Source organism: Vibrio chagasii (genome assembly GCA_041879415.1).
In the GTDB taxonomy this organism is placed as follows: Bacteria; Pseudomonadota; Gammaproteobacteria; order Enterobacterales; family Vibrionaceae; genus Vibrio.
The window spans coordinates 45,169-65,115 of record CP090852.1 but is presented as its reverse complement, the minus strand read 5'-3'; the positions used below and the strand labels follow the sequence as shown (position 1 = coordinate 65,115).

The 19,947-nt window shown below is 45.4% G+C and carries 15 protein-coding genes; 9 read left to right on the top strand and 6 right to left on the bottom strand.

The features are described from left to right. Window positions 1–77 precede the first annotated feature (77 nt). Window positions 78–491 (bottom strand): NUDIX hydrolase, encoded by a 414-nt coding sequence (locus tag L0991_14400; protein ID XGB64749.1) that lies wholly within the window; start codon window positions 489–491, stop codon window positions 78–80. 21 nt (window positions 492–512) lie between these two features. Further along, window positions 513–1,283 (bottom strand): GNAT family N-acetyltransferase, encoded by a 771-nt coding sequence (locus L0991_14395; GenBank protein XGB64748.1) that lies wholly within the window; start codon window positions 1,281–1,283, stop codon window positions 513–515. 436 nt (window positions 1,284–1,719) lie between these two features. Between L0991_14395 and L0991_14390 the strand changes: the two genes are divergently transcribed. Next, entirely contained in the window at window positions 1,720–2,247 is a 528-nt protein-coding gene (locus tag L0991_14390; GenBank protein ID XGB64747.1) for a hypothetical protein, read from the top strand. Between the two features lie 157 nt (window positions 2,248–2,404). On the opposite strand, the gene L0991_14385 is transcribed toward L0991_14390, so the two are convergent. Then, window positions 2,405–4,987: a nitrate reductase gene (locus tag L0991_14385; protein XGB65445.1), complete on the bottom strand. Its 2,583-nt coding sequence runs from the start codon at window positions 4,985–4,987 to the stop codon at window positions 2,405–2,407. Window positions 4,988–5,492: 505 nt separating this feature from the next. On the opposite strand from L0991_14385, the gene nirB reads away from it, so the two are divergent. From nirB to L0991_14360, 5 genes are all read left to right on the top strand, one after another. Further along, a complete protein-coding gene (gene nirB / locus L0991_14380) occupies window positions 5,493–8,075 on the top strand; it encodes a nitrite reductase large subunit NirB (GenBank protein XGB64746.1) in 2,583 nt (860 codons plus the stop codon). 125 nt (window positions 8,076–8,200) lie between these two features. Next, the gene (gene nirD, locus L0991_14375) at window positions 8,201–8,545 is read left to right on the top strand and encodes a nitrite reductase small subunit NirD (GenBank protein ID XGB64745.1); all 345 of its coding nucleotides are present in this window, start codon (window positions 8,201–8,203) and stop codon (window positions 8,543–8,545) included. A gap of 200 nt (window positions 8,546–8,745) precedes the next feature. Continuing rightward, on the top strand, window positions 8,746–10,215 hold the full coding sequence (locus L0991_14370; GenBank protein ID XGB64744.1) for a NarK family nitrate/nitrite MFS transporter: 1,470 nt from the start codon (window positions 8,746–8,748) through the stop codon (window positions 10,213–10,215). Between the two features lie 185 nt (window positions 10,216–10,400). Further along, window positions 10,401–12,185: a bifunctional protein-serine/threonine kinase/phosphatase gene (locus L0991_14365; protein ID XGB65444.1), complete on the top strand. Its 1,785-nt coding sequence runs from the start codon at window positions 10,401–10,403 to the stop codon at window positions 12,183–12,185. 241 nt (window positions 12,186–12,426) lie between these two features. Next, a complete protein-coding gene (locus L0991_14360; GenBank protein XGB65443.1) occupies window positions 12,427–13,056 on the top strand; it encodes a porin family protein in 630 nt (209 codons plus the stop codon). A 93-nt stretch (window positions 13,057–13,149) separates the two neighbouring features. On the opposite strand, the gene L0991_14355 is transcribed toward L0991_14360, so the two are convergent. The 3 genes from L0991_14355 to cra form a co-directional block, all read right to left on the bottom strand. Continuing rightward, window positions 13,150–13,626 carry a hypothetical protein gene (locus L0991_14355; GenBank protein ID XGB64743.1) on the bottom strand — a complete coding sequence of 159 codons (477 nt, stop codon included), beginning with the start codon at window positions 13,624–13,626 and terminating at the stop codon, window positions 13,150–13,152. Between the two features lie 15 nt (window positions 13,627–13,641). Continuing rightward, the gene (locus L0991_14350; protein XGB64742.1) at window positions 13,642–14,337 is read right to left on the bottom strand and encodes a winged helix-turn-helix domain-containing protein; all 696 of its coding nucleotides are present in this window, start codon (window positions 14,335–14,337) and stop codon (window positions 13,642–13,644) included. A gap of 315 nt (window positions 14,338–14,652) precedes the next feature. Further along, complete coding sequence (gene cra, locus L0991_14345) at window positions 14,653–15,657, bottom strand: catabolite repressor/activator (GenBank protein XGB64741.1); 1,005 nt, start codon at window positions 15,655–15,657, stop codon at window positions 14,653–14,655. Between the two features lie 373 nt (window positions 15,658–16,030). Between cra and fruB the strand changes: the two genes are divergently transcribed. Genes fruB through fruA form a run of 3 tightly spaced genes read left to right on the top strand, consistent with a single transcriptional unit; the run spans window position 16,031 to window position 19,930 of the window. Beyond that, complete coding sequence (fruB, locus tag L0991_14340; protein XGB64740.1) at window positions 16,031–17,164, top strand: fused PTS fructose transporter subunit IIA/HPr protein; 1,134 nt, start codon at window positions 16,031–16,033, stop codon at window positions 17,162–17,164. A 9-nt stretch (window positions 17,165–17,173) separates the two neighbouring features. Then, window positions 17,174–18,151: a 1-phosphofructokinase gene (gene pfkB / locus L0991_14335; GenBank protein ID XGB64739.1), complete on the top strand. Its 978-nt coding sequence runs from the start codon at window positions 17,174–17,176 to the stop codon at window positions 18,149–18,151. Between the two features lie 15 nt (window positions 18,152–18,166). Continuing rightward, complete coding sequence (gene fruA, locus L0991_14330; GenBank protein XGB64738.1) at window positions 18,167–19,930, top strand: PTS fructose transporter subunit IIBC; 1,764 nt, start codon at window positions 18,167–18,169, stop codon at window positions 19,928–19,930. The last annotated feature ends 17 nt before the right edge of the window (window positions 19,931–19,947 follow it).

The following is a 19,947-nucleotide window of genomic DNA, read 5'->3' as shown; positions in this document are numbered from 1 at the left end:
TCAATTGAATCATTACGTTGTAAAAGAGTGAACAAGATAACCCAATGTACTTTCAGTACCAAGTATGGGCGTTCTGACTAGTCAAAATTCTTGAAGTTTACCGGCTCCTTCAACAAGTTCACCAAAGGTAAGAACAGAGGTTCTGGCAGTTCATCTAAGTCGAACCATTGCCACTGCTTACACTGATGAGGTTCCATGACTCGGGGCTCACCACTAGAACTGGTCGCGACAACATACAAGGTGACGTAGTGCTTGCCTTCGTTTTCGAATATATCGTTGGTAAAGCCGAGCTTCTTAAAAGCGCCGACCTCTAACCCTGTCTCTTCAAGGGTTTCTCGCTGCGCGCACTCTTCAATGCTTTCACCCAACTCAAGGTGCCCACCAGGCGTCGCCCACGTATTCGCGCCATGAGAGCCTATGCGCTCGCCAAGTAGAATGCGTCCTTCCCGAAAAATGACCGCAGCCACACCGACACGTACTTGATTATTCATTCCTTACTCCTTTGAAACACATTACTCGCTACTTGGTGATGTATACCCTGTCGTTGTCGCAACCACTTCAAAACCACGTTTGGATACAATGGGTTTACTCATATCAGAAGCATCGATAGTAAGATATTTAACCCCTCTCGACTTGGCTTCCTCAATACGTTTGTTCAGTAGCAAACTGTAATAGCCATTATCTCGAAATGCTTCGATGGTGCTGCCGCCCCAAATACCTGCAAAGGGGCTACTTCCATTAAATACGATCCACGCTGAGGTCACAGGCTGGTCGTCGACATACACGACATAGATAGACACCGAATCTGGCGCGTGCTGTTTAAGGCTGACTAAGTGGTTGTAATGCCATTCGAAATCGCCACCCCAAACTTGTTGTTGGACTTTGATTGCATCGCGAATGCCTTTGCTATCCGTCACCTCGGTGATTTTGCCTTCATCAAAGGGCTCGCAGGTGGCCTTAGATAAGTCCAACACCATGAATGACTCGTGCTCATCCTGCTCAAAACCATTCTCGAGCAATACTGCACTGATGTTCGTTGGTGTGTCGGTACTGTACGTCTTCCACTCAAAACATAGGTTACGCTGCTTAAAATACGCCAGTTGCTCTTTGACGATAGAGTCTGTGAGGCTTTCATCGAAGTCGAAAAAGGAGATATAGCTACCATGACGATCGTTAGATACGAACTTAGTCAGGCTGTTCTCTGTTACCTTCATACCATTGAATGAGTTAAAACGTTTTCTCTCGAACTCGTTGTACTTTTGCATTACATCCGTTGTATTCATAATTTTCTCTTGGTAAATAGCCCTATATCTCGTCTTTGCACCATACACTTCGTACGCCAACAGAGCGAAAGCCGTTCGGTCGACAATTAAATCATTTAATAACAATATCTTAGCAAGAAATCCGCATCATACATGACAAGAAACAGAAGTATTCCTAATAGCTCTAATTAAATGTAGAAATAATATGAATATGTGTATTACTTATCATTTTATCCATACACATCCTTGTTCAGGCGGGATAGTTGATTTTAAGTCTGTGTATGCCGGAAAGCCGTAAGATTCTCTGTCGAGAATGATGGTCACTTTGGAATAAGCACCTGATATCTATGGCTAAAAATACTTATCCATTTGAAATTAAAACATCCATATGCAACCATGCGCAATTACACATGAATATATGCACCATGTACAATAAAAATTAAACAAGGGATATTTAATGAAAAAGTCAGTGCTAATGTTGTCTATGGCTATTATGGCGAATGCCAGTGCATCGGATCTGGTTGTTAGTGATCCAAAAACTCTTCTTCCAAATGAAAACGTACAAAGCTTCTCAATGGCCGATCTGAATGGCGATGGTGTTCAAGAGTTAGTCTTCGTGACTGCAAACGGTGAGCTAAAGTACTCTCAGTTAATTAGCCTTGGGAATGGCTTCTTAGACTCTAGCGATTACGACCAAATGCGAAGAGAGCAAGGGAAATCTTATAAAATGAACATCTCATTAAATGGAGATAACTACAAAAACACGGTAGTAATTGCAAATAGTGGCTATCTAAGCCTACAAGACGGTATAAATACACGATGCAAAGCTAGAATGGCGCTACAAAATGGCACTATCGTTGCCGATTCTAGTAGCGGAAAGATTACATTGACCTATGTATCTAGAAACCATATTGCAGGTAAAGTTAAGTGCAATTCGGGTAAATTTAAGCAACTAGACGAAGTGAGCTTTAGCGCCACTTGGTAATTGCCTTGAACCAACCAGATATTCGTGGCACCCGCCCTACTATATTCTCTGTTTTATCATCGACTGACATAGTGGCTGGAGTATTCGCGAGTAAATAAAAACGCCGACAGAGTAGTCGGCGTTTTACATGAGGCATGAATAGGTTAGAGGCAGTCAGCTACTTCGCCAATGTACTCAAAAACTCGGCTTCGAATTCTTCATCAGCTTCTCGGGTGAGACATCCCACCAGCCAATCGATACTTTCATGATCGAGCTTACTGTTCACTACAAAGGCTTGCTTTACACCAAACTGATCCAGCTTGGCTGAACCGTAGTTCTTGAACGATTTGTTGCCGTGGTAATGGAGTGATTTGATGGCATCAGCGTTTGGCTCTGGTAAGGCATCAAGGGTGTTAGCCAACTGAATCACCAACTCCATTGGGTTCTTAGATGAAGAGATACGATATAGAAAACCGCCCTCCACTCTTTGGCGAACCCAGTAATCAAACCCGCTACAATCCATTACCTTGTCACTGACCAAAGCGGCTTCACTGCGATAGCCACACGGCTCTACCACGACAGGTGTGTGTTTAAATTCAGGTTGGCCTGAAGCTGCATCGGTATGAGGCAAGATCAGGTCACACGGCTTGCTGTCTTTGGCGGTCGGCGCATTCCAGTGAATTGGCATAAACACCTGTTCACGACGCATCTCTTTGGTTACGACTAAGCGGGCTTGGCATTCACCTTGTGCGCTGCGCACTTTCACAACCGGATTAATAGTGGCGTGGTTGAAGGCATCTAGCCCAAATTCATCTAAGCCAAGCTCTGCAACGGTATCTGGGTGCATGGCAACAAAAGGCTCTGGTGTGTGTTCGCCTAAGCCCGCCGCCAAGCCAGTGCGGCTCATGGTGTGCCATTGGTCTCGGATTCGGCCTGTGTTCATAATAAGTGGGAATTCGACACTGCTATCGGCAATCGGCTTATCATGTTCAACCGCAATAAACTGGGCCTTACCCGATTCAGTAAAGAACTCACCATTGGTGAACATGCGCTGCTCGATGATCTCTGGTTGATATTCCATTACTGGCCATTGCTGTGGAGTCAGCTCGCCATAACCTTTTTCGTCTAGTTTTGTTAATCCAATTAAGCACAGGTCACGCGCTTTGCCCGTTTCATTACCGAGCGCTGTCATCTCGCAATACTCTTTGAATATCTGACCTTCGTGGCGGTAATCAAACTGGTCTTTGAATCCCATTTTTTGTGCGACTTCTTTTAAAATCCACCAATCTGGCTTGGCTTCTCCGGGGCTTGGTAATACGCGGCGTTGGCGTGAGATTCGACGCTCAGAGTTGGTTACAGTACCCGACTTTTCACTCCACCCCTGCGCAGGCAGCACGACATCTGCCAAACGTGTGGTTTCCGTATCGGCAATGCAGTCCGACACCACAACAAACGGGCACTTCTCTAATGCAGTTTTGATTTTTTCGCTATCAGGCAGGCTCACGACAGGGTTCGTCGCCATGATCCACACCGCTTTTATCTTGCCTTCATTCATAGCATCAAACAGGTCGATGGCTTTTAGACCCGCATAGGTTGCTAGGTTATCCGTCTGCCAAAATTCGCTCACGGTTCGATGTGATTGTGGATCACCAAATTCAAAGTGCGCTGCTAAGGTATTGGCTAAACCACCCACTTCACGCCCACCCATCGCGTTTGGTTGACCTGTGACAGAGAATGGTCCCATACCCGGTTTACCGATTTTGCCAGTCGCTAAATGGCTGTTGATAATGGCGTTTACCTTATCGCACCCTTGTGTGGATTGGTTTACGCCTTGGGAGTAAATGGTGAGCACTTTCTCGTTAGATGCGAACAAATGATAGAACTGTTCGAGTTGTTGCTCGCTAAGCCCTGTCAGTTCAGGAACGCTTTTTTTGCCCCAACCTGATTCGGTATAGCGGTAATCTGTAGCGGTTCGAATCGCTTCCGTAAACCCTTGGGTGTGATGTTCAATGTAATCAGAGTCAAGCTTGTCGTTATCATCTAAGTAAGCCAACAAGCCATTGAATAGTGCTACATCAGAGCCAGATTCCAATGCCAAGTGCATATCGGCAATTTCACAGGTGTCAGTGTAGCGCGGGTCAATGACGATCACTTTCATGTCTGGATTGGCTTGCTTGGCTGCTCGTAGGCGCTGGAAAAGAACCGGGTGACACCAAGCGAGGTTTGAACCAGTGATAACGACGACTTCGGCTTGCTCTAGATCTTCATAACAAACCGGAACGGTATCAGTACCGAACGCACGCTTATGCCCAACGACACTAGATGCCATACAAAGGCGAGAGTTACTGTCGATATTGGCGCTACCGATAAAGCCCTTCATCAACTTGTTAGCGACATAGTAGTCTTCTGTCAGTAGTTGGCCTGACACATAAAAGGCGACAGAGTCCGGACCATGCTCTTCTATCGCTTGTTTGAATTTATCAGCCACCAGCTGAGATGCGCTACTCCAAGGCAGAAGTTGTTGTCCGCTTGCGACTCTTTGCATTGGCTGAGTTAAACGACCGATTGGCGTTACGGTGTCTCCCAGTGCTGCGCCCTTTGTACACAACTTGCCATAATTCGATGGGTGGTCTTTGTCGCCACGCACTTCTAATTTCCCCGAAGCAGTTGGCCTTACTTCAATGCCACAACCTACGCCACAGTAAGCACACGTTGATTTGATCCAATCCTTGTTTGAACTCATCACTCTTCCCTCGTGCAATGTTCTTTTTATTGTTTCCACCGTTCTAACAGAGCGCCTTTTATTCCCCACTCTTCGCGATGAAAATTTCTCTTTTTTAATAAAGCAATTTACGCACCACTATTCACCCCAATAATGCACATTAAAATTTCTATTAAAATACAAGCACTTAAACACAATTCAATTACAAGAAATAAGGTTATCTCAATCTAATCAAATAAATATTGAGATATTTGCACCATGTTGATCAATTTTGCACCACAAAGGCTCATTTTCATAAATATCCCACTCTGAACAACTACCACTTTAGGGGTAGGTAGCCATTTAGTGATTCACACAATCAATTGATTTTATTCGATTTAATTATTTTTATTGATCGCCTTTTTTATCTGGCACCCTACTTGCTCCCATAAATACCAACAACCCAAAATTTACAGTTTTTAGTTCATTGGAAGAACAGCACATTATCCACCAGAGAGTGGGAAGTTTTAGAAACGCTAGGAAGCCAGCAAAAAAGGAATTTACTATGAGCAAACAAAAGATTGTCGTCGTTGGTAATGGCATGGTTGGCCACAAATTTATCGACAACATTATTCAAGCTGACTCAGACCAATATGAAGTCATCACTTTTAGTGAAGAATCACGACTTGCTTATGACCGTGTTCAGCTCACGGCCTACTTCAACGGTAAATCAGCCGACGACTTGTCTTTGACGAGTGAAGCTTACTATCAAGAAAATGGCGTCAAATACCTAATCAATGCCAAAGTCACTGAGCTGGATACCGAAAATAAAGCGGTCGTAACTGACAATGGTCACCGTGAAAGCTACGACAAACTGATTCTGGCAACAGGCTCATTCCCGTTCGTACCGCCAATTCCAGGGAACGACCAAGAACACTGTCACGTCTACCGCACTATTGAAGACCTTGATGCCATTGAACTATCGAGCAAGCAGAGTAAATCTGGCGTGGTTATCGGTGGTGGCCTACTGGGCTTAGAAGCCGCAAACGCAGTTAAAAACCTTGGCTTAGAAACACATGTCGTAGAATTTGCGCCTCGCTTAATGGCTGTTCAACTCGATGAAGGCGGTGGCGCCCTGCTGAGACGCAAAATTGAAGACCTAGGCGTACAAGTTCACACCGAGAAAGCGACCTCTGAGATTGTAGAGGGTGAAAATGCTCGCTACCGCATGAACTTTGCCGATGGCACTCACCTTGAAACCGATATGATCGTGTTTTCGGCCGGTATTCGCCCTCAAGACGCATTGGCTCGTAGTTCTGACATCGCGATTGGCGAACGTGGCGGTATCGTGATTGATGATAACTGCCAAACCAACATCGATGATGTTTACGCGATTGGTGAATGTGCGCTGTGGGACAACAAAATCTTTGGCTTGGTAGCTCCGGGCTACTCAATGGCGAAAGTCGCAGCAAGCCATATTCTTTCCAATGGCGAAGATGAGAGCAGTTTTACGGGTGCCGATATGAGCACCAAGCTTAAGTTGCTAGGCGTAGATGTAGCGAGTATTGGTGAAGTACACGGTCAAACAGAAGGTGCGCAGTCTTACACCTACAACGATGAAATTGAACAAGTTTATAAGCGCTTAATTATTTCTGCTGATGGCAAGAAGATCGTCGGTGCTGTGTTAGTCGGTGATGCTGAAGCCTATGGTTCACTGCTGCAAATCAAGCAAAACGATATGCCTTTGCCAGAGAACCCATCGGTACTGATTCTACCAAACCTTGCTGACGATTCTGGCAGCGCCATGGGTGTTGAAGCGCTTCCAGACAGCGCTGTAATTTGTTCATGTTTCGACGTCACCAAAGGCGACATCAAAGAAGCCGTTTCTGCTGGCTGCACTACAATGGCGGCGCTGAAAGAATCGACCAACGCTTCGACCGGTTGTGGTGGCTGTTCTGCCCTTGCTAAACAAGTATTAGATAGCGAATTGAGCAACCTGGGTGTCGAAGTTTCTAACGACATCTGTGAGCACTTTGCTTACTCGCGCCAAGAACTGACCGACATTATTCGCGTTAACAAAATCAAAACCTTTGATGAGCTGCTTGAATCTCATGGTCAAGGCTTAGGCTGTACCGTGTGTAAGCCGGCGGTGGGTTCTATTCTCGCCTCTTACTGGAACGACTACATCCTGAAAGATGAACACATCGAACTGCAAGACACTAACGATATCTACCTTGGCAACATGCAAAAAGACGGTACCTACTCTGTGGTTCCACGTATTGCTGGCGGTGAAATCACGCCAGACAAACTGATCGTACTGGGGGAAGTGGCAAAAGAGTACGACCTCTACACCAAGATCACTGGTGGACAACGTGTCGACCTATTTGGTGCACAACTTAATGAGCTGCCTGCCATCTGGAAAAAGCTGATTGATGCAGGCTTTGAAACTGGCCACGCTTACGGTAAATCGGTTCGTACAGTGAAGTCTTGTGTGGGTAGCACTTGGTGTCGCTATGGCGTCAACGACAGTGTTGGCCTCGCGATTAAACTAGAGAACCGCTACAAGGGCCTACGTTCACCACACAAGATCAAATTTGCGGTATCTGGCTGTACTCGTGAATGTGCCGAAGCGCAATCAAAAGACATTGGTGTTATTGCGACAGATAAAGGTTGGAACCTGTATGTCTGTGGTAATGGCGGCATGCGCCCTCGTCACGCAGACCTGTTCGCAACCGACCTAGATGAGCAAACTCTGATTCAATATATCGACCGCGTGTTGATGTTCTACACACGTACTGCAGACCGCCTGCAACGTACTTCGGTTTGGATGGAAAACTTAGAAGGTGGCTTGGATTACCTCAAAGAGGTGGTAATTGAAGACAAACTCAATGTCGCCGCTGAACTTGAAGCCGACATCGCGCTCAACATCGAAAACTACCAGTGTGAATGGAAAACCACCATCGAAAACCCAGTCAAGATGAAGCGCTTCCAGCACTACATCAATAGCGATGAGATGGACTCTAGCCTGTCATTTATCAAAGAACGTGAACAGCGCTTCCCGAAGCCTTCGGTCAACACAGACCAAGAAGCAGAGCGTAATCAGGCATTAAGCAACACACAACAAATTGAAATTACGGAAGTCTCGTAACCGGTTTGGTCGTTAGCAGATCCTTCGTTCTCGGCAATTCACTGCTAGCGACCTTCTTTCTTTACGACCTTCTTTTTACGAAATTGAACAAATCAAAGACTCTATAAATTACCAAGGAGACTGTCATGGAAAACTGGACCACTGTTTGCTCTCAAGAGGAACTATCACCCAATGCGGGTGTGTGTGCCAAGGTGGCTGATCATCAAGTCGCTATCTTTTACTGCAAACGCAGTGACAAGCTTTATGGCCTTTCGAATTTCGACCCAGTAGGCAAAGCCAACGTTATGTCACGCGGCATTATCGGATCGTTAAGTGGAGAACCCTATGTGGCATCACCACTCTACAAGCAGCATTACCACCTAGAGACAGGTGCCTGTTTAGAAGAACCTGAACATGCCCTAACCCGTTTTGAAGTACGCAGGCAAGGCAACCAGATTCAAGTTCTGGCTCCAGAAGCCTTAGCGAGTTAGCTCTTAGCTTTAACTAACGAAAAGCTTTCGACTAACCAAAAGCTATCGACTAACCAAAAGTTAGCTACCTAAAAGGTTGTACTTTCAAATTCACCCATTAACATGCCTTAGCCGCCTATAATTAACAGTCTAGGCAAGCTATGGAGTTGGCATGTGGACGGCTAGATAACTCTAGATTCCATATTTAAAGGATTTAATACATGGATAACTCAAAATTTTCGCTGTTTTCGTTTACCGGTAAGATGAAGGTCTTACACCTTAGCTGGATCGCCTTTTTCATCACCTTTGTGGTTTGGTTTAACTTCGCACCACTACTGCAGATGGTAAAAACCAGCCTAGGGCTAACCACTGAAGAGATCAAAACCCTTCTAATCCTAAACGTTGCCTTAACCATTCCAGCGCGTGTCGCGATTGGTATGCTTACCGACCGCTACGGCCCAAGACTCGTATACTCTTCGTTACTCGCGATCTGTTCGATCCCGTGTTTCATGTTCGCACTAGCTGATTCTTTCATTCAAGCCGCTATTGCCCGTTTCCTACTCGGCTTTATCGGTGCAGGCTTCGTGGTTGGTATCCGCTTGGTATCTGAATGGTTTCCACATAACGAGCTGGGTACAGCAGAAGGTATCTACGGCGGTTGGGGTAACTTTGGTTCAGCTGCGGCCGCGTTCACTCTTCCTACCCTAGCATTGGTATTTGGTGGCGAAGATGGCTGGCGTTACGCTGTCGGTATCACGGGTGTAATGAGTTTATTGTTCTCTGTTGTGTTCTACAAAAACGTATCCGACACACCAAAAGGTTCTACCTACTTCAAGCCAGCTCAAGTAACGGCAATGGAAGTGACGTCTAAGGGTGACTTTTTCTTTCTACTCTTCATGAAGATCCCTATGTACGCGGCATTAGCTCTGCTGGCTTGGAAACTGTCTCCATCAGGTATCGGTATGCTTTCAGACCCTGCTGTTTACGGTGTGTATGCGGTACTTGCTGCACTGTATGTGTATGAAGTAACTCAAGTTTGGAAAGTGAATAAGAACGTATTCAAAGAAGAAGTACCAGAGATCCACCAATACAAATTTAAGCAAGTTGCGGTACTAAATGTTCTGTACTTTGCGACATTCGGCTCAGAGCTAGCGGTGGTTTCTATGCTGCCACTGTTCTTCTCTGAAACCTTCGAACTAACGCCTGTTCTAGCTGGTATGGTGGCTTCAGCTTATGCCTTCATGAACTTGATGTCTCGCCCAGGTGGCGGTTGGATTTCAGACAAATTTGGTCGTAAACCAACCCTACTTATCCTAACGGCAGGTTTGGCTGTAGGTTACTTCGCTATGGGTCAAGTCGAAAGCACATGGCCAGTATGGCTGGCAGTTGTTGCGGCAATGGCATGTTCGTTCTTCGTACAAGCAGGTGAAGGTGCAGTATTTGCAACAGTACCTCTTATCAAACGCCGTATGACAGGCCAGATTGCAGGTATGACAGGTGCTTACGGAAACGTGGGTGCGGTAGTTTACCTAACCGTACTTTCGTTTGTTAGCTACCAGACTTTCTTCCTTGTTATTGCTGCAACGGCGGTTCTTGGCTTCGTAACTCTGATGTTCATGGAAGAGCCCAATGGTCAGATCGCTGAAGTGAACGACGACGGGAGCGTAACCTTGATTAACGTATCGAGCTAATCACTCATTGAATCGGGAGAAGTAACCGGGCTGCGACACTTGGTTACTTCGTTCAAGGGCTCTCGTTATTACTGAGAGCTTTTGTTCTTTCTTCAAGTAACAATGAGCACCAAAGGAGCAAGGACGTTATGACGCTTTCATTCAGTCAAACTCAAGACGCCACGCTAGAACGGAGCCAGGCTGTGATGCCAAAGGGACCACAAACCAAGGTTCAGAGTATTCACGCGGAGGCTAGCAATCAGTTAAAGCTCAATTTCGGCGGCTACTCACACCAAGGGATAAGAAACGAAAATCAAGACGCGATTATCGTTAAACACCCTCAGACCAGAGCGGAACATGAGTTCAAAGGAAGTGTGGCCTGTATTGCGGACGGAGTAAGTTGCAGCGAACAAGGGCAAAAAGCCAGCCACACCAGCGTAATGCAGTTCATTACCGACTATTACGCCACTCCTGAAAGCTGGAGTATTCAACGCTCTGCCCAAAAGGTTCTGACTTCACTCAATTCTTGGCTGTTCAATGCCTCTTATTCCGGTCTTGATGACGAAAAACAACTCGCGCACAACAATATGGTGTCGACCTTTAGCGCAGTGATTCTCAAATCAAACACAGCGCATATTTTCCATGTGGGTGACAGCCGCATCTACTTAGTTCGTGACGGTGAGATTCAGCAGTTAACTAGAGATCACACCCGAAAAAATCTAGTCAATACCCACTACCTCACTCGTGCTTTAGGCATGGACAACCAACTTAACGTCGATTACCAAACTGTGGCCATCAAAGCGAAAGATCGCTTTATTCTCACCACCGATGGCGTGCATGAATTTGTTGATGAATCTGATCTAATGGAAGCGGCCTCGAATCAACTCGACTTTGAGCTCGCTACACAAACCGTTTGTAATAAAGCACTAGCTAAAAACAGCAAAGACAATGTGAGTTGCTTAATGCTTGAAGTGGCTCAACTCCCTAAGCCTTCTCTAATTGAGTTTCACGAAAAGCTCGCGACCCGCGTTATCCCTCCTGTGCTCAAACTTGGACAGATGATCGAGCAGTTTCAGGTCCTAGAAGTGCTCTATTCTGGAACGCGAAGTCATGTATATCGAGTCATACAAACTCAGACGCAAACCGAGTTCGTTATTAAAGTGCCTTCTCTGCAATATCGCGATGACCCCGCAGAGCTCAAAGCCTTCTATAACGAACAATGGGCTGGGATGCTACTCAACAACAAGCGCATCATGAAGGTGTACCCTACCGATGAGAAGTCGCAGTTTCTCTACCAAGTGTGTGAAATGGTTGAAGGCGTGACGTTAAGACAATGGATGTACGACAATCCTAAGCCAAATCTACCTGAAGTCCGGGCTATTTTAGAGAAGATCGTTCAAGGCATTCGTGTATTACAACGTGCCGATATGGTGCACCGCGATCTCAAACCTGAAAACATCATGTTACTGCCAAATGGTGACATCAAACTCATCGACTTGGGAGCAGTACTCATTCGCGGAATTGAAGAAGGATTACCTTTTGAAGAGGACGCTGTGCCACTCGGAGCGGTAAACTACATCGCACCAGAGAGTATCAAGCAGAATGTTGCGACAACACGCTCGGATCTATTCTCTGTTGGTGTTATCGGCTATGAAATGCTGACAGGGCAACTGCCTTATCCAGAAATGACACCACGCTCACTCATGCAATCGCGCCATCACCAGTGGCAATACCGCCCGATAACTCAACACCGCTCCGATATTCCTGCATGGTTTGATCTGGTACTAAACAAAGCCTGCGCTGAACACCCGACCGAACGATACGGTGTGCTTGGCGATTTTATCTCAGATCTATACACACCGAATTCAAAATTAGTAAAACGTAAAACCAAGCAACCACTGCTCGACCGTCATCCAATCCAGTTTTGGAAGGTACTTGCCCTACTTTTAGGCTTGGTAGCGCTGGTTGAGTTTGGAATCTTGATTCAGTAGCAATATCCATTGCTAATTCATAGAAAAGAGCGAAAAATTAAAAGTTAAAACATTTCAAAAGCTTAACAAGATAAAAAAGCTAAAGAATTATCAATACAAGTACTTTAGCTTTTTTCTGTCCTATTCCGCACAATTCGCTTCTCCTTTCCTACCCTAGCCTCTAACTTGAGCATCAATTCACCACGACGTGAAAAACAATAACAACAAAGTTAACTCTCAGCCTTTTTAATAGGAACCAATGATGCTTAATAAAACAACACCACTTTTTGCTTTTGCCATTCTAACCACAGCGACAACGTTCAACGCCAACGCCGCTGCGAACTACGAACCGTTTATCGGTATTGATGTTGGTACACGTTTAAGTGGACAAATTGAATCAGAGTCCACTTATTACGGGACTAAGAGTGAGAAAGATCTTTCTTCATCAATGGTATTTGGTGTCGAAGGCGGTATGACAATCAATCAAACTCATCAAATTAGTATTGGTTATGATTACCGTGGTACCAGTGTCGAAAATAATGAAAATAGCGAAGGCAGCGATGATGATCTTGAGGTAGGTACACTATTTACTAAATACAACTACATCGTGCCTATTACACAAAAACTCGCTTGGACAGTGGGCGGTAAATTGGGTTATGAAATGTTCAACGCTGACTATGATGCAGATGACCTAAACGGAATCGTCCTCGGTGCTCAAACAGGACTCGACTACCGTTTTCATAGTTGGAGCATAGGTACAGAAGTAAACTACGTTTACCACACCAATGAACTTGAAGCTAAATGGACAGAAGAAGACGGTAGTAGCTACAAAGATACCCTTAAAGTGGGTGATGAGTGGTTATTAATGGCAAACGTGAAATACCACTTCTAACACAGATAGAGTTGATGTCGTTATCTCCCGGTTAGCCGGGAGATAACATTGATTTGGGCTTTGCATTTAATGAGGTAAATCTATAGATTGCTATTACCTAACTCGGCTTAGCATCAAGTAGTTCCGCTCTCTCGAAATGACATCGACTCCTTGTCCGTGATAAATCAATTCGTTTTTCGAGGTACCCGACAGGAACATTGTGGTATAACTCGCGGCTTGGTAACCATCTAATACTTCAGTGGTTTGAATGGCTTCAGTATCGTAAGAAAACTCAAATTCGCCATCGAAAGATTTGGTTATTTTCCCGTCCACTGAAAAAAGTGCGACGCCTTCTAAACCATCCCCTTCTATCGATATTGTTGACTCTATATGACTCCGATTCAAATCAACTTCAATTCTTTCTCTCCAAACCTGCATATCATCAGAATATTGTTGTACCTCAGTAATATACCTGCCATTAAGCAAAAGCTTTTTACTAAGCACGTAAAGTGACGCACCATAAAGAGCAACGGAAGCAATCAGAAGAGCGATCCAAGGTTTTAAGCTAGATTTTAAGCTAAGTTTTATCAAACTAGATTCATCAGGCTATTCATCATTGAACAGCCCCTCCGTTATTTCTGGCAGAGCCTCAATTTCGAAAAAGTAGTTCTCGCTATGATGACGTTTTTTGTCATAAACAGAGAGATTGTATTGTCCCGCTTTTTCACCAATGAAATAAAAACAATCACATTCGAAGCGTTGAATCACCGCCTCAATGTCAGGCGAAATAATCATATCTTTGCGCTTCAACAGTTCATGAGAACCAATATCCACCACTTCATAATCTTCATGTAAATAAGGCATTAAGTGAGTATTCGTCACCCTCAAAAAGTTAAAGCAAGATAAGACAATGCACAAAATAGAAACTGACGCCAACAGTATCTTTGCTAGTTTAGTCGCGTTGAAACGTCGAGCATCTAATGGTTTTGCTTCAAGGGAAGCGTTATTGCAGTAAAGCATGTAACCAACACCCGCAATAGTGCGTAACTCAACCGATTCAGACATAGCGATAGCAAGTCTAAGCTTTTGTACTGACTTTTGAAGGGAGGAATCCGTGACGATGGTTTCAGGCCATCCCGCTTGCTTTAGCGTCTCTTTACTCAGGACTTGGTTTGAACTGTCTAAGAATGCTTTGAACAACAGACATTCATTATAATTCAATGCCCGTTCTGCACGATCTTTTGTGATGGTCATCTTTTCGATATCGAAAACCAAATCACCACAAGAGTACTGCTTAACCACTGTGAGTTTTCCCACCAAAATGTTATCTAAATGACTGTTTATTGTAGTTGAAAAGTGACGACTATACATTAGGTTAAGTGCACTGATCAGACCAAGATATATTCATTCCCGAAGCTGATTCATCGCGCACACAACCGATAACTGACATACATAAACGCCGATAAAATGAATAAGTATTAAGCAAACACAGACAGGTATTACGGAAAACAGGCAAATGTGAAGAAACAAACAGGTAACAGGGTTCAATAGAAAAACAAAAAAGCCTCAGTACCTTAAAAGTCACTGAGGCTCTCTAAAACTTGAATCGTTAGCGCGTTAAGTACGTTTCACCAAACTTCTCGGCACCAATTCAATGCCTGACTGGTAACGTTTTGCTGAAGCGTTCAATGCCAACGCAAACGCACTGTCTGCGATGACCTCAAATTGCTGCGGAAGTGAGTGAACCTTGAAGGGTAAGAAATCCAATAATCGGTTATCACCAAAAGTAGCCAACTTCACTTGATTGATCAGCTCTGGCTTTTCGACCATCACATCAAGTACACCTTCTAGTAAGGTGTAAGACATAGTAACAATCGCATCAGGGACTGTACCTTTAGCTATCCACTCTTCAAACACCTCTCGACCGGATTCACGATCAAAGTGCTCACCGTAGCCGACAACCGTTGGCTTATTTTCATCAAGCCCGGTTTGCTGTGTGTGAGCCTTATTCGCAGCTTCAAAACCTAAGTGACGTTCGCGCGAGATGTTCAGATCAGGCAGTGCACCGATTAACCCAACGCTATGAATGTTGTCATCTAGAATTGAATGTGTCAGTTCAAACGCTGCTTCGAAGTCTTCACTGATCACGCAGGCAAAATGTTCATCGTCTAACGGACGGTCAATCGCGATGACTGGTGTACCTGAGTTTTGCAGCTTCAAGTAAAACTCGTTAGCGTCTGGCATAGAGCTCGCCACTAGCAAGGCGTCAATACGACGGCTCACCAACGCTTCCGCTACTTTACGTTCGGTTTCGGCGTCATCATCAGAGCAACCAATCAGGATTTGATAGCCCACTTTACGTGAGTTCTGCTCTATCAGCTTTGCTAAACGCGCGTAACTGCTGTTTTCCAGGTCAGGAATAATCAAACCAAATGAACGGCTATTACCAGCACGCAGCGAAGAAGCAGCATGGTCTGGACGGTAGTTATACTCGTCTACCACCGCCATTACTTTCTGCTGAGTCTTCTCACTGATTCTGTATTTCTGCGCCTTGCCGTTAATCACATAGCTAGCTGTGGTTTTCGACACACCGGCTAGTTTGGCAATCTCATCTAGTGTCATATGGGTGACCTGTATTTTGTGCGTAGGATCATATAACCAATCTTCTGATCCTTGGATTAGTTGAATTATATGCTGAATCGATTCAGTATAAAAGCTGAAAGGATTCAGCAAAATCTGAAAAGTGACTTCAATCATCCTTTTGTATGGATTGAGCGTCATTTGTCGTGATTCGGCTTCTCGTTATGAATGAAACTGAAATTACGACACGCAGCAAAACTATTTCGGTTAACAGAATTGGCTTTGCTGAATTTTTTTACACTGAATGCTGAACCGATTCAGCTTAGATAAAACAAAGAGCAAGTAACGAGCAAATATTGCTCTAGACTGAATCGTAGCGATACACAATTCTCAAGCGATACGCTAAAGAGGCACCATGCTTAAATTATCAAAATCTGACATCACTCTTGGTCAAACGGCCGATGACAAATTCAAAGCTATCCAGAACATTGCTGGCGACCTAACCGCGAAAGGCCTAGTGGACTCAGGCTACTTTGAAGGAATGCTAAACCGTGAAAACCAGAACTCTACGTTTCTTGGTAACGGCATCGCGATTCCTCACGGCACCACAGACACTCGCGGCCTTGTAAAAGAGACAGGCGTTGCAGTACACCACTTCCCTGAAGGTATTGATTGGGCAGACGGCAACCGTGTTTACGTAGCAATTGGTATTGCAGCGAAATCTGACGAGCACTTAGGCATCCTTAAGCAGCTAACAAAGGTTCTAGCGGCGGATGGTGTTGAAGAGAAACTAAAACAAGCGAAATCAGAAGACGAAATCATCGCCCTACTTAATGGCGAAGTTCAGTTAGAAGCTGACCTAGACGCTTCTTTAGTTCAACTACTGTTCCCAGCAAGCGACATGGTTCAAATGTCTGCTGTTGCGGGCGGTCTACTGAAGAACACGGGCTGTACTGACAACGCATTCGTTGCTGACCTAGTAACAAAAACTCCAACTCACCTAGGCCAAGGCCTGTGGTTATTGGGCAGCGATAAAGGCGTAACTCGCACTGGCGTATCTTTCGTTTCTACAGCGAACGATTGTGAATTCGAAGGCACTCCTGTGAAAGCTCTTGTGGCATTCGCGGCTTGTAACAGCGCGCACCAGTCTATTCTAACGAACCTAAGCAAAATGGTTTTCGAAGGTAAACAGCAACAACTGTTAACTGCTGACGTTGCACAAGTGATTGGCCTTCTTAAAGGTGAAGCAGTTTCTACAGCTTCTGAAGGTGATGATAACTGCGCAGTATTCAAGATCAAAAACGCACACGGACTACACGCTCGTCCGGGTGCAATGTTGGTTGCTGAAGCGAAGAAATTCGAATCTTCTATCCGCGTTTCAAACCTAGATGGCGACGGAAAAGAAGTAAACGCGAAGAGCTTAATGAAAGTCATCGCTCTTGGCGTGAAACATGGCCACCAGCTTCAGTTCGTTGCTGAAGGTGATGATGCAGCACAAGCACTTGAATCGATCGGTAAAGCTATCGCTTCAGGTCTTGGCGAAGGTTAAGGAATCGATATGTCTGATAAACAAATCAAAGCCGTTACCGTTACGCTAAACCCTGCCCTAGACCTAACAGGCGCTATCGATGCACTGAATGTTGGCTCGGTAAGCCTAGTGAATCAAGGTTCTCTGCACGCCGCAGGTAAAGGCGTAAATGTAGCAAAAGTGCTTTCTGAGCTTGGCGCTAAAGTGACCGTAACAGGTTTCCTTGGTCGCAATAACGAAGAAGCCTTCTGTCAACTGTTCGAACAGATGGGCGCAACTGACCGCTTCATCCGTGTTGATGGCGCGACTCGCATCAACGTGAAACTGGTAGAGAACTCAGGCCAAGTAAGCGACATCAACTTCCCTGGTGTTCCTGTTAATGCTGACGCAATTAAAGCGTTTGAAGAAACCCTACTAGAACTGGCTGAAACGCACGATTATTTCGTGATTGCAGGCAGCTTGCCACAAGGCGTATCACCAGAGCTTTGCGCTTCTTGGGTACAACGCTTGCGTGACCTAGGCAAAAAGGTTCTTTTCGATAGCAGCCGTGATGCACTTAAAGCAGGTATCAATTCACAGCCTTGGTTGATTAAGCCGAACGATGAAGAGTTATCACAGCTATTCAATGCAGAGCTGACAACACGTGACCAATGCCAACACGCAGGCCAAGCCCTAAGCGAAAAAGGCATCGACAACATCGTGGTATCACTTGGCGCTGAAGGCGTGATGTGGCTTAACCAAGGTGAATGGTTACATGCTCAACCACCGCGTATGCAAGTAGTGAGCACCGTAGGCGCAGGCGACACCTTAGTTGCTGGCCTATGTTGGGGTCACATGCAGCAAATGCCAAAACCAGAACTTCTCAAATTCGCAACCGCCCTATCTGCCTTAGCCGTTTCGCAGGTAGGTGTGGGTGTAACCAGCCAACAAGAGCTGGATTCAGTACTACAAAATATCCAATTACAGGTGCTTGGTGCTCCAACTAACCAGTTAGACACAAGCAAATAGGACAAAAGGTTTATTATGAATATTACCATTATCACAGCTTGCCCAAGTGGCGTAGCAAACAGCATCATCGCAGCAGGCTTGTTAGAGCAAGCAACAAAAGCACTGGGTTGGAACGCCGCTATTGAATGCCAATCAAGCGTACTACCTGAATCTCCAGTATCACAAGACGCTATCGACAGCAGCGACGTTGTGGTTATTGCAGCTAACACAAACGTAGATAAAACACGTTTCGTAGGCAAAAAGGTTTACCAAGCTGCTATCTCTGAGTGCACTGCAGATGCAAAAGCATTTCTAGAGAAAGCGGTAGCAGAAGCAACGGTATTAGACGCATCTCAAGTTGAAAGCACTGTTGAAGTGGCTGGTACGTCAGTAAACTCTTCTACAACAGCAAGCACAGGCAGCAAAAAGATCGTTGCGATTACTGCTTGCCCAACGGGTGTTGCACATACCTTCATGGCAGCAGAAGCGCTTGAAGCAGAAGGCAAACGCCTAGGTCACCAAATCAAAGTGGAAACTCGCGGCTCTGTAGGTGCGAAGAACCAACTAACAGACCAAGAAATCGCAGACGCTGACCTAGTTATCATCGCAGCTGACATCGACGTTCCACTTGATCGCTTCAACGGTAAGCCTCTTTACAAAACAACAACTGGTCCAGCTCTTAAGAAGACTCAACAAGAAGTTGAGAAAGCGTTCGCTGAAGCTAAGCCATACCAACATACAGCTTCTTCTTCACAAGCAGCACCTGCAGATGAGAAGAAAGGCGTGTACAAGCACCTTATGACAGGTGTATCTCACATGCTTCCAGTCGTTGTTGCGGGTGGTTTGATCATCGCTCTTTCTTTCGTATTTGGTATCGAAGCTTTTAAAGAAGAAGGCACACTAGCGGCTGCACTGATGACTATCGGTGGTGGTTCTGCATTCGCACTGATGATTCCTGTTCTTGCTGGTTTTATTGCATTCTCGATTGCTGACCGTCCGGGTCTAGCTCCTGGTCTAATCGGCGGTATGCTGGCTAGCTCAACAGGTGCAGGCTTCCTAGGTGGTATCGCGGCTGGTTTCATTGCGGGTTACTCTGCGAAGTTCATTGCCGACAAAGTTCAACTTCCACAATCTATGGAAGCACTTAAACCAATCCTGATCATTCCGTTTATCGCGAGTTTGTTCACTGGCCTTGTGATGGTTTACATCGTTGGTGGTCCTGTTTCTGGCGTAATGAGCGCAATGACAGACTTCCTAAATAACATGGGTACGTCTAACGCGATTCTTCTGGGTGTGATTCTAGGCGCAATGATGTGTTTCGACCTTGGCGGTCCGGTAAACAAAGCCGCTTACACATTCGGTGTTGGTCTACTGGCTTCGCAAACTTACGCTCCAATGGCAGCTATCATGGCAGCTGGTATGGTTCCAGCTCTAGGTATGGGCCTTGCAACTTTCCTAGTGAAAGACAAGTTTGAAGCAGGCGAGCGTGAAGCGGGTAAAGCATCATTTGTTCTTGGCCTATGCTTCATCTCTGAAGGTGCAATTCCATTCGCAGCGAAAGACCCAATGCGTGTTATCCCAGCATGTATGGCAGGTGGTGCACTAACGGGTGCTCTATCAATGATGTTTGGTGCACAACTGATGGCTCCACACGGCGGTCTATTCGTACTACTGATTCCTGGCGCTATCTCTCCTGTACTGATGTACCTAGTGGCGATTGCAGCAGGTACGCTAGTAACAGGCTTTGGCTACGCAGCACTTAAAAAGATGAGCAGCTCTAAAGTAACGGCAGAGGCTTAATCCCCCTACTCTGTTAA

Excerpts from the sequence above, each read along its gene's own strand:
- L0991_14365 (XGB65444.1), top strand. The coding sequence starts at position 10,401 with ATGCCAAAGGGACCACAAACCAAGGTTCAGAGTATTCACGCGGAGGCT.
- L0991_14370 (XGB64744.1), top strand. The coding sequence starts at position 8,746 with ATGGATAACTCAAAATTTTCGCTGTTTTCGTTTACCGGTAAGATGAAG.
- pfkB (XGB64739.1), top strand. The coding sequence starts at position 17,174 with ATGTCTGATAAACAAATCAAAGCCGTTACCGTTACGCTAAACCCTGCC.
- fruB (XGB64740.1), top strand. The coding sequence starts at position 16,031 with ATGCTTAAATTATCAAAATCTGACATCACTCTTGGTCAAACGGCCGAT.
- cra (XGB64741.1), bottom strand. The coding sequence starts at position 15,657 with ATGACACTAGATGAGATTGCCAAACTAGCCGGTGTGTCGAAAACCACA.
- nirD (XGB64745.1), top strand. The coding sequence starts at position 8,201 with ATGGAAAACTGGACCACTGTTTGCTCTCAAGAGGAACTATCACCCAAT.
- fruA (XGB64738.1), top strand. The coding sequence starts at position 18,167 with ATGAATATTACCATTATCACAGCTTGCCCAAGTGGCGTAGCAAACAGC.
- L0991_14360 (XGB65443.1), top strand. The coding sequence starts at position 12,427 with ATGCTTAATAAAACAACACCACTTTTTGCTTTTGCCATTCTAACCACA.
- L0991_14400 (XGB64749.1), bottom strand. The coding sequence starts at position 491 with ATGAATAATCAAGTACGTGTCGGTGTGGCTGCGGTCATTTTTCGGGAA.
- nirB (XGB64746.1), top strand. The coding sequence starts at position 5,493 with ATGAGCAAACAAAAGATTGTCGTCGTTGGTAATGGCATGGTTGGCCAC.
- L0991_14395 (XGB64748.1), bottom strand. The coding sequence starts at position 1,283 with ATGAATACAACGGATGTAATGCAAAAGTACAACGAGTTCGAGAGAAAA.
- L0991_14390 (XGB64747.1), top strand. The coding sequence starts at position 1,720 with ATGAAAAAGTCAGTGCTAATGTTGTCTATGGCTATTATGGCGAATGCC.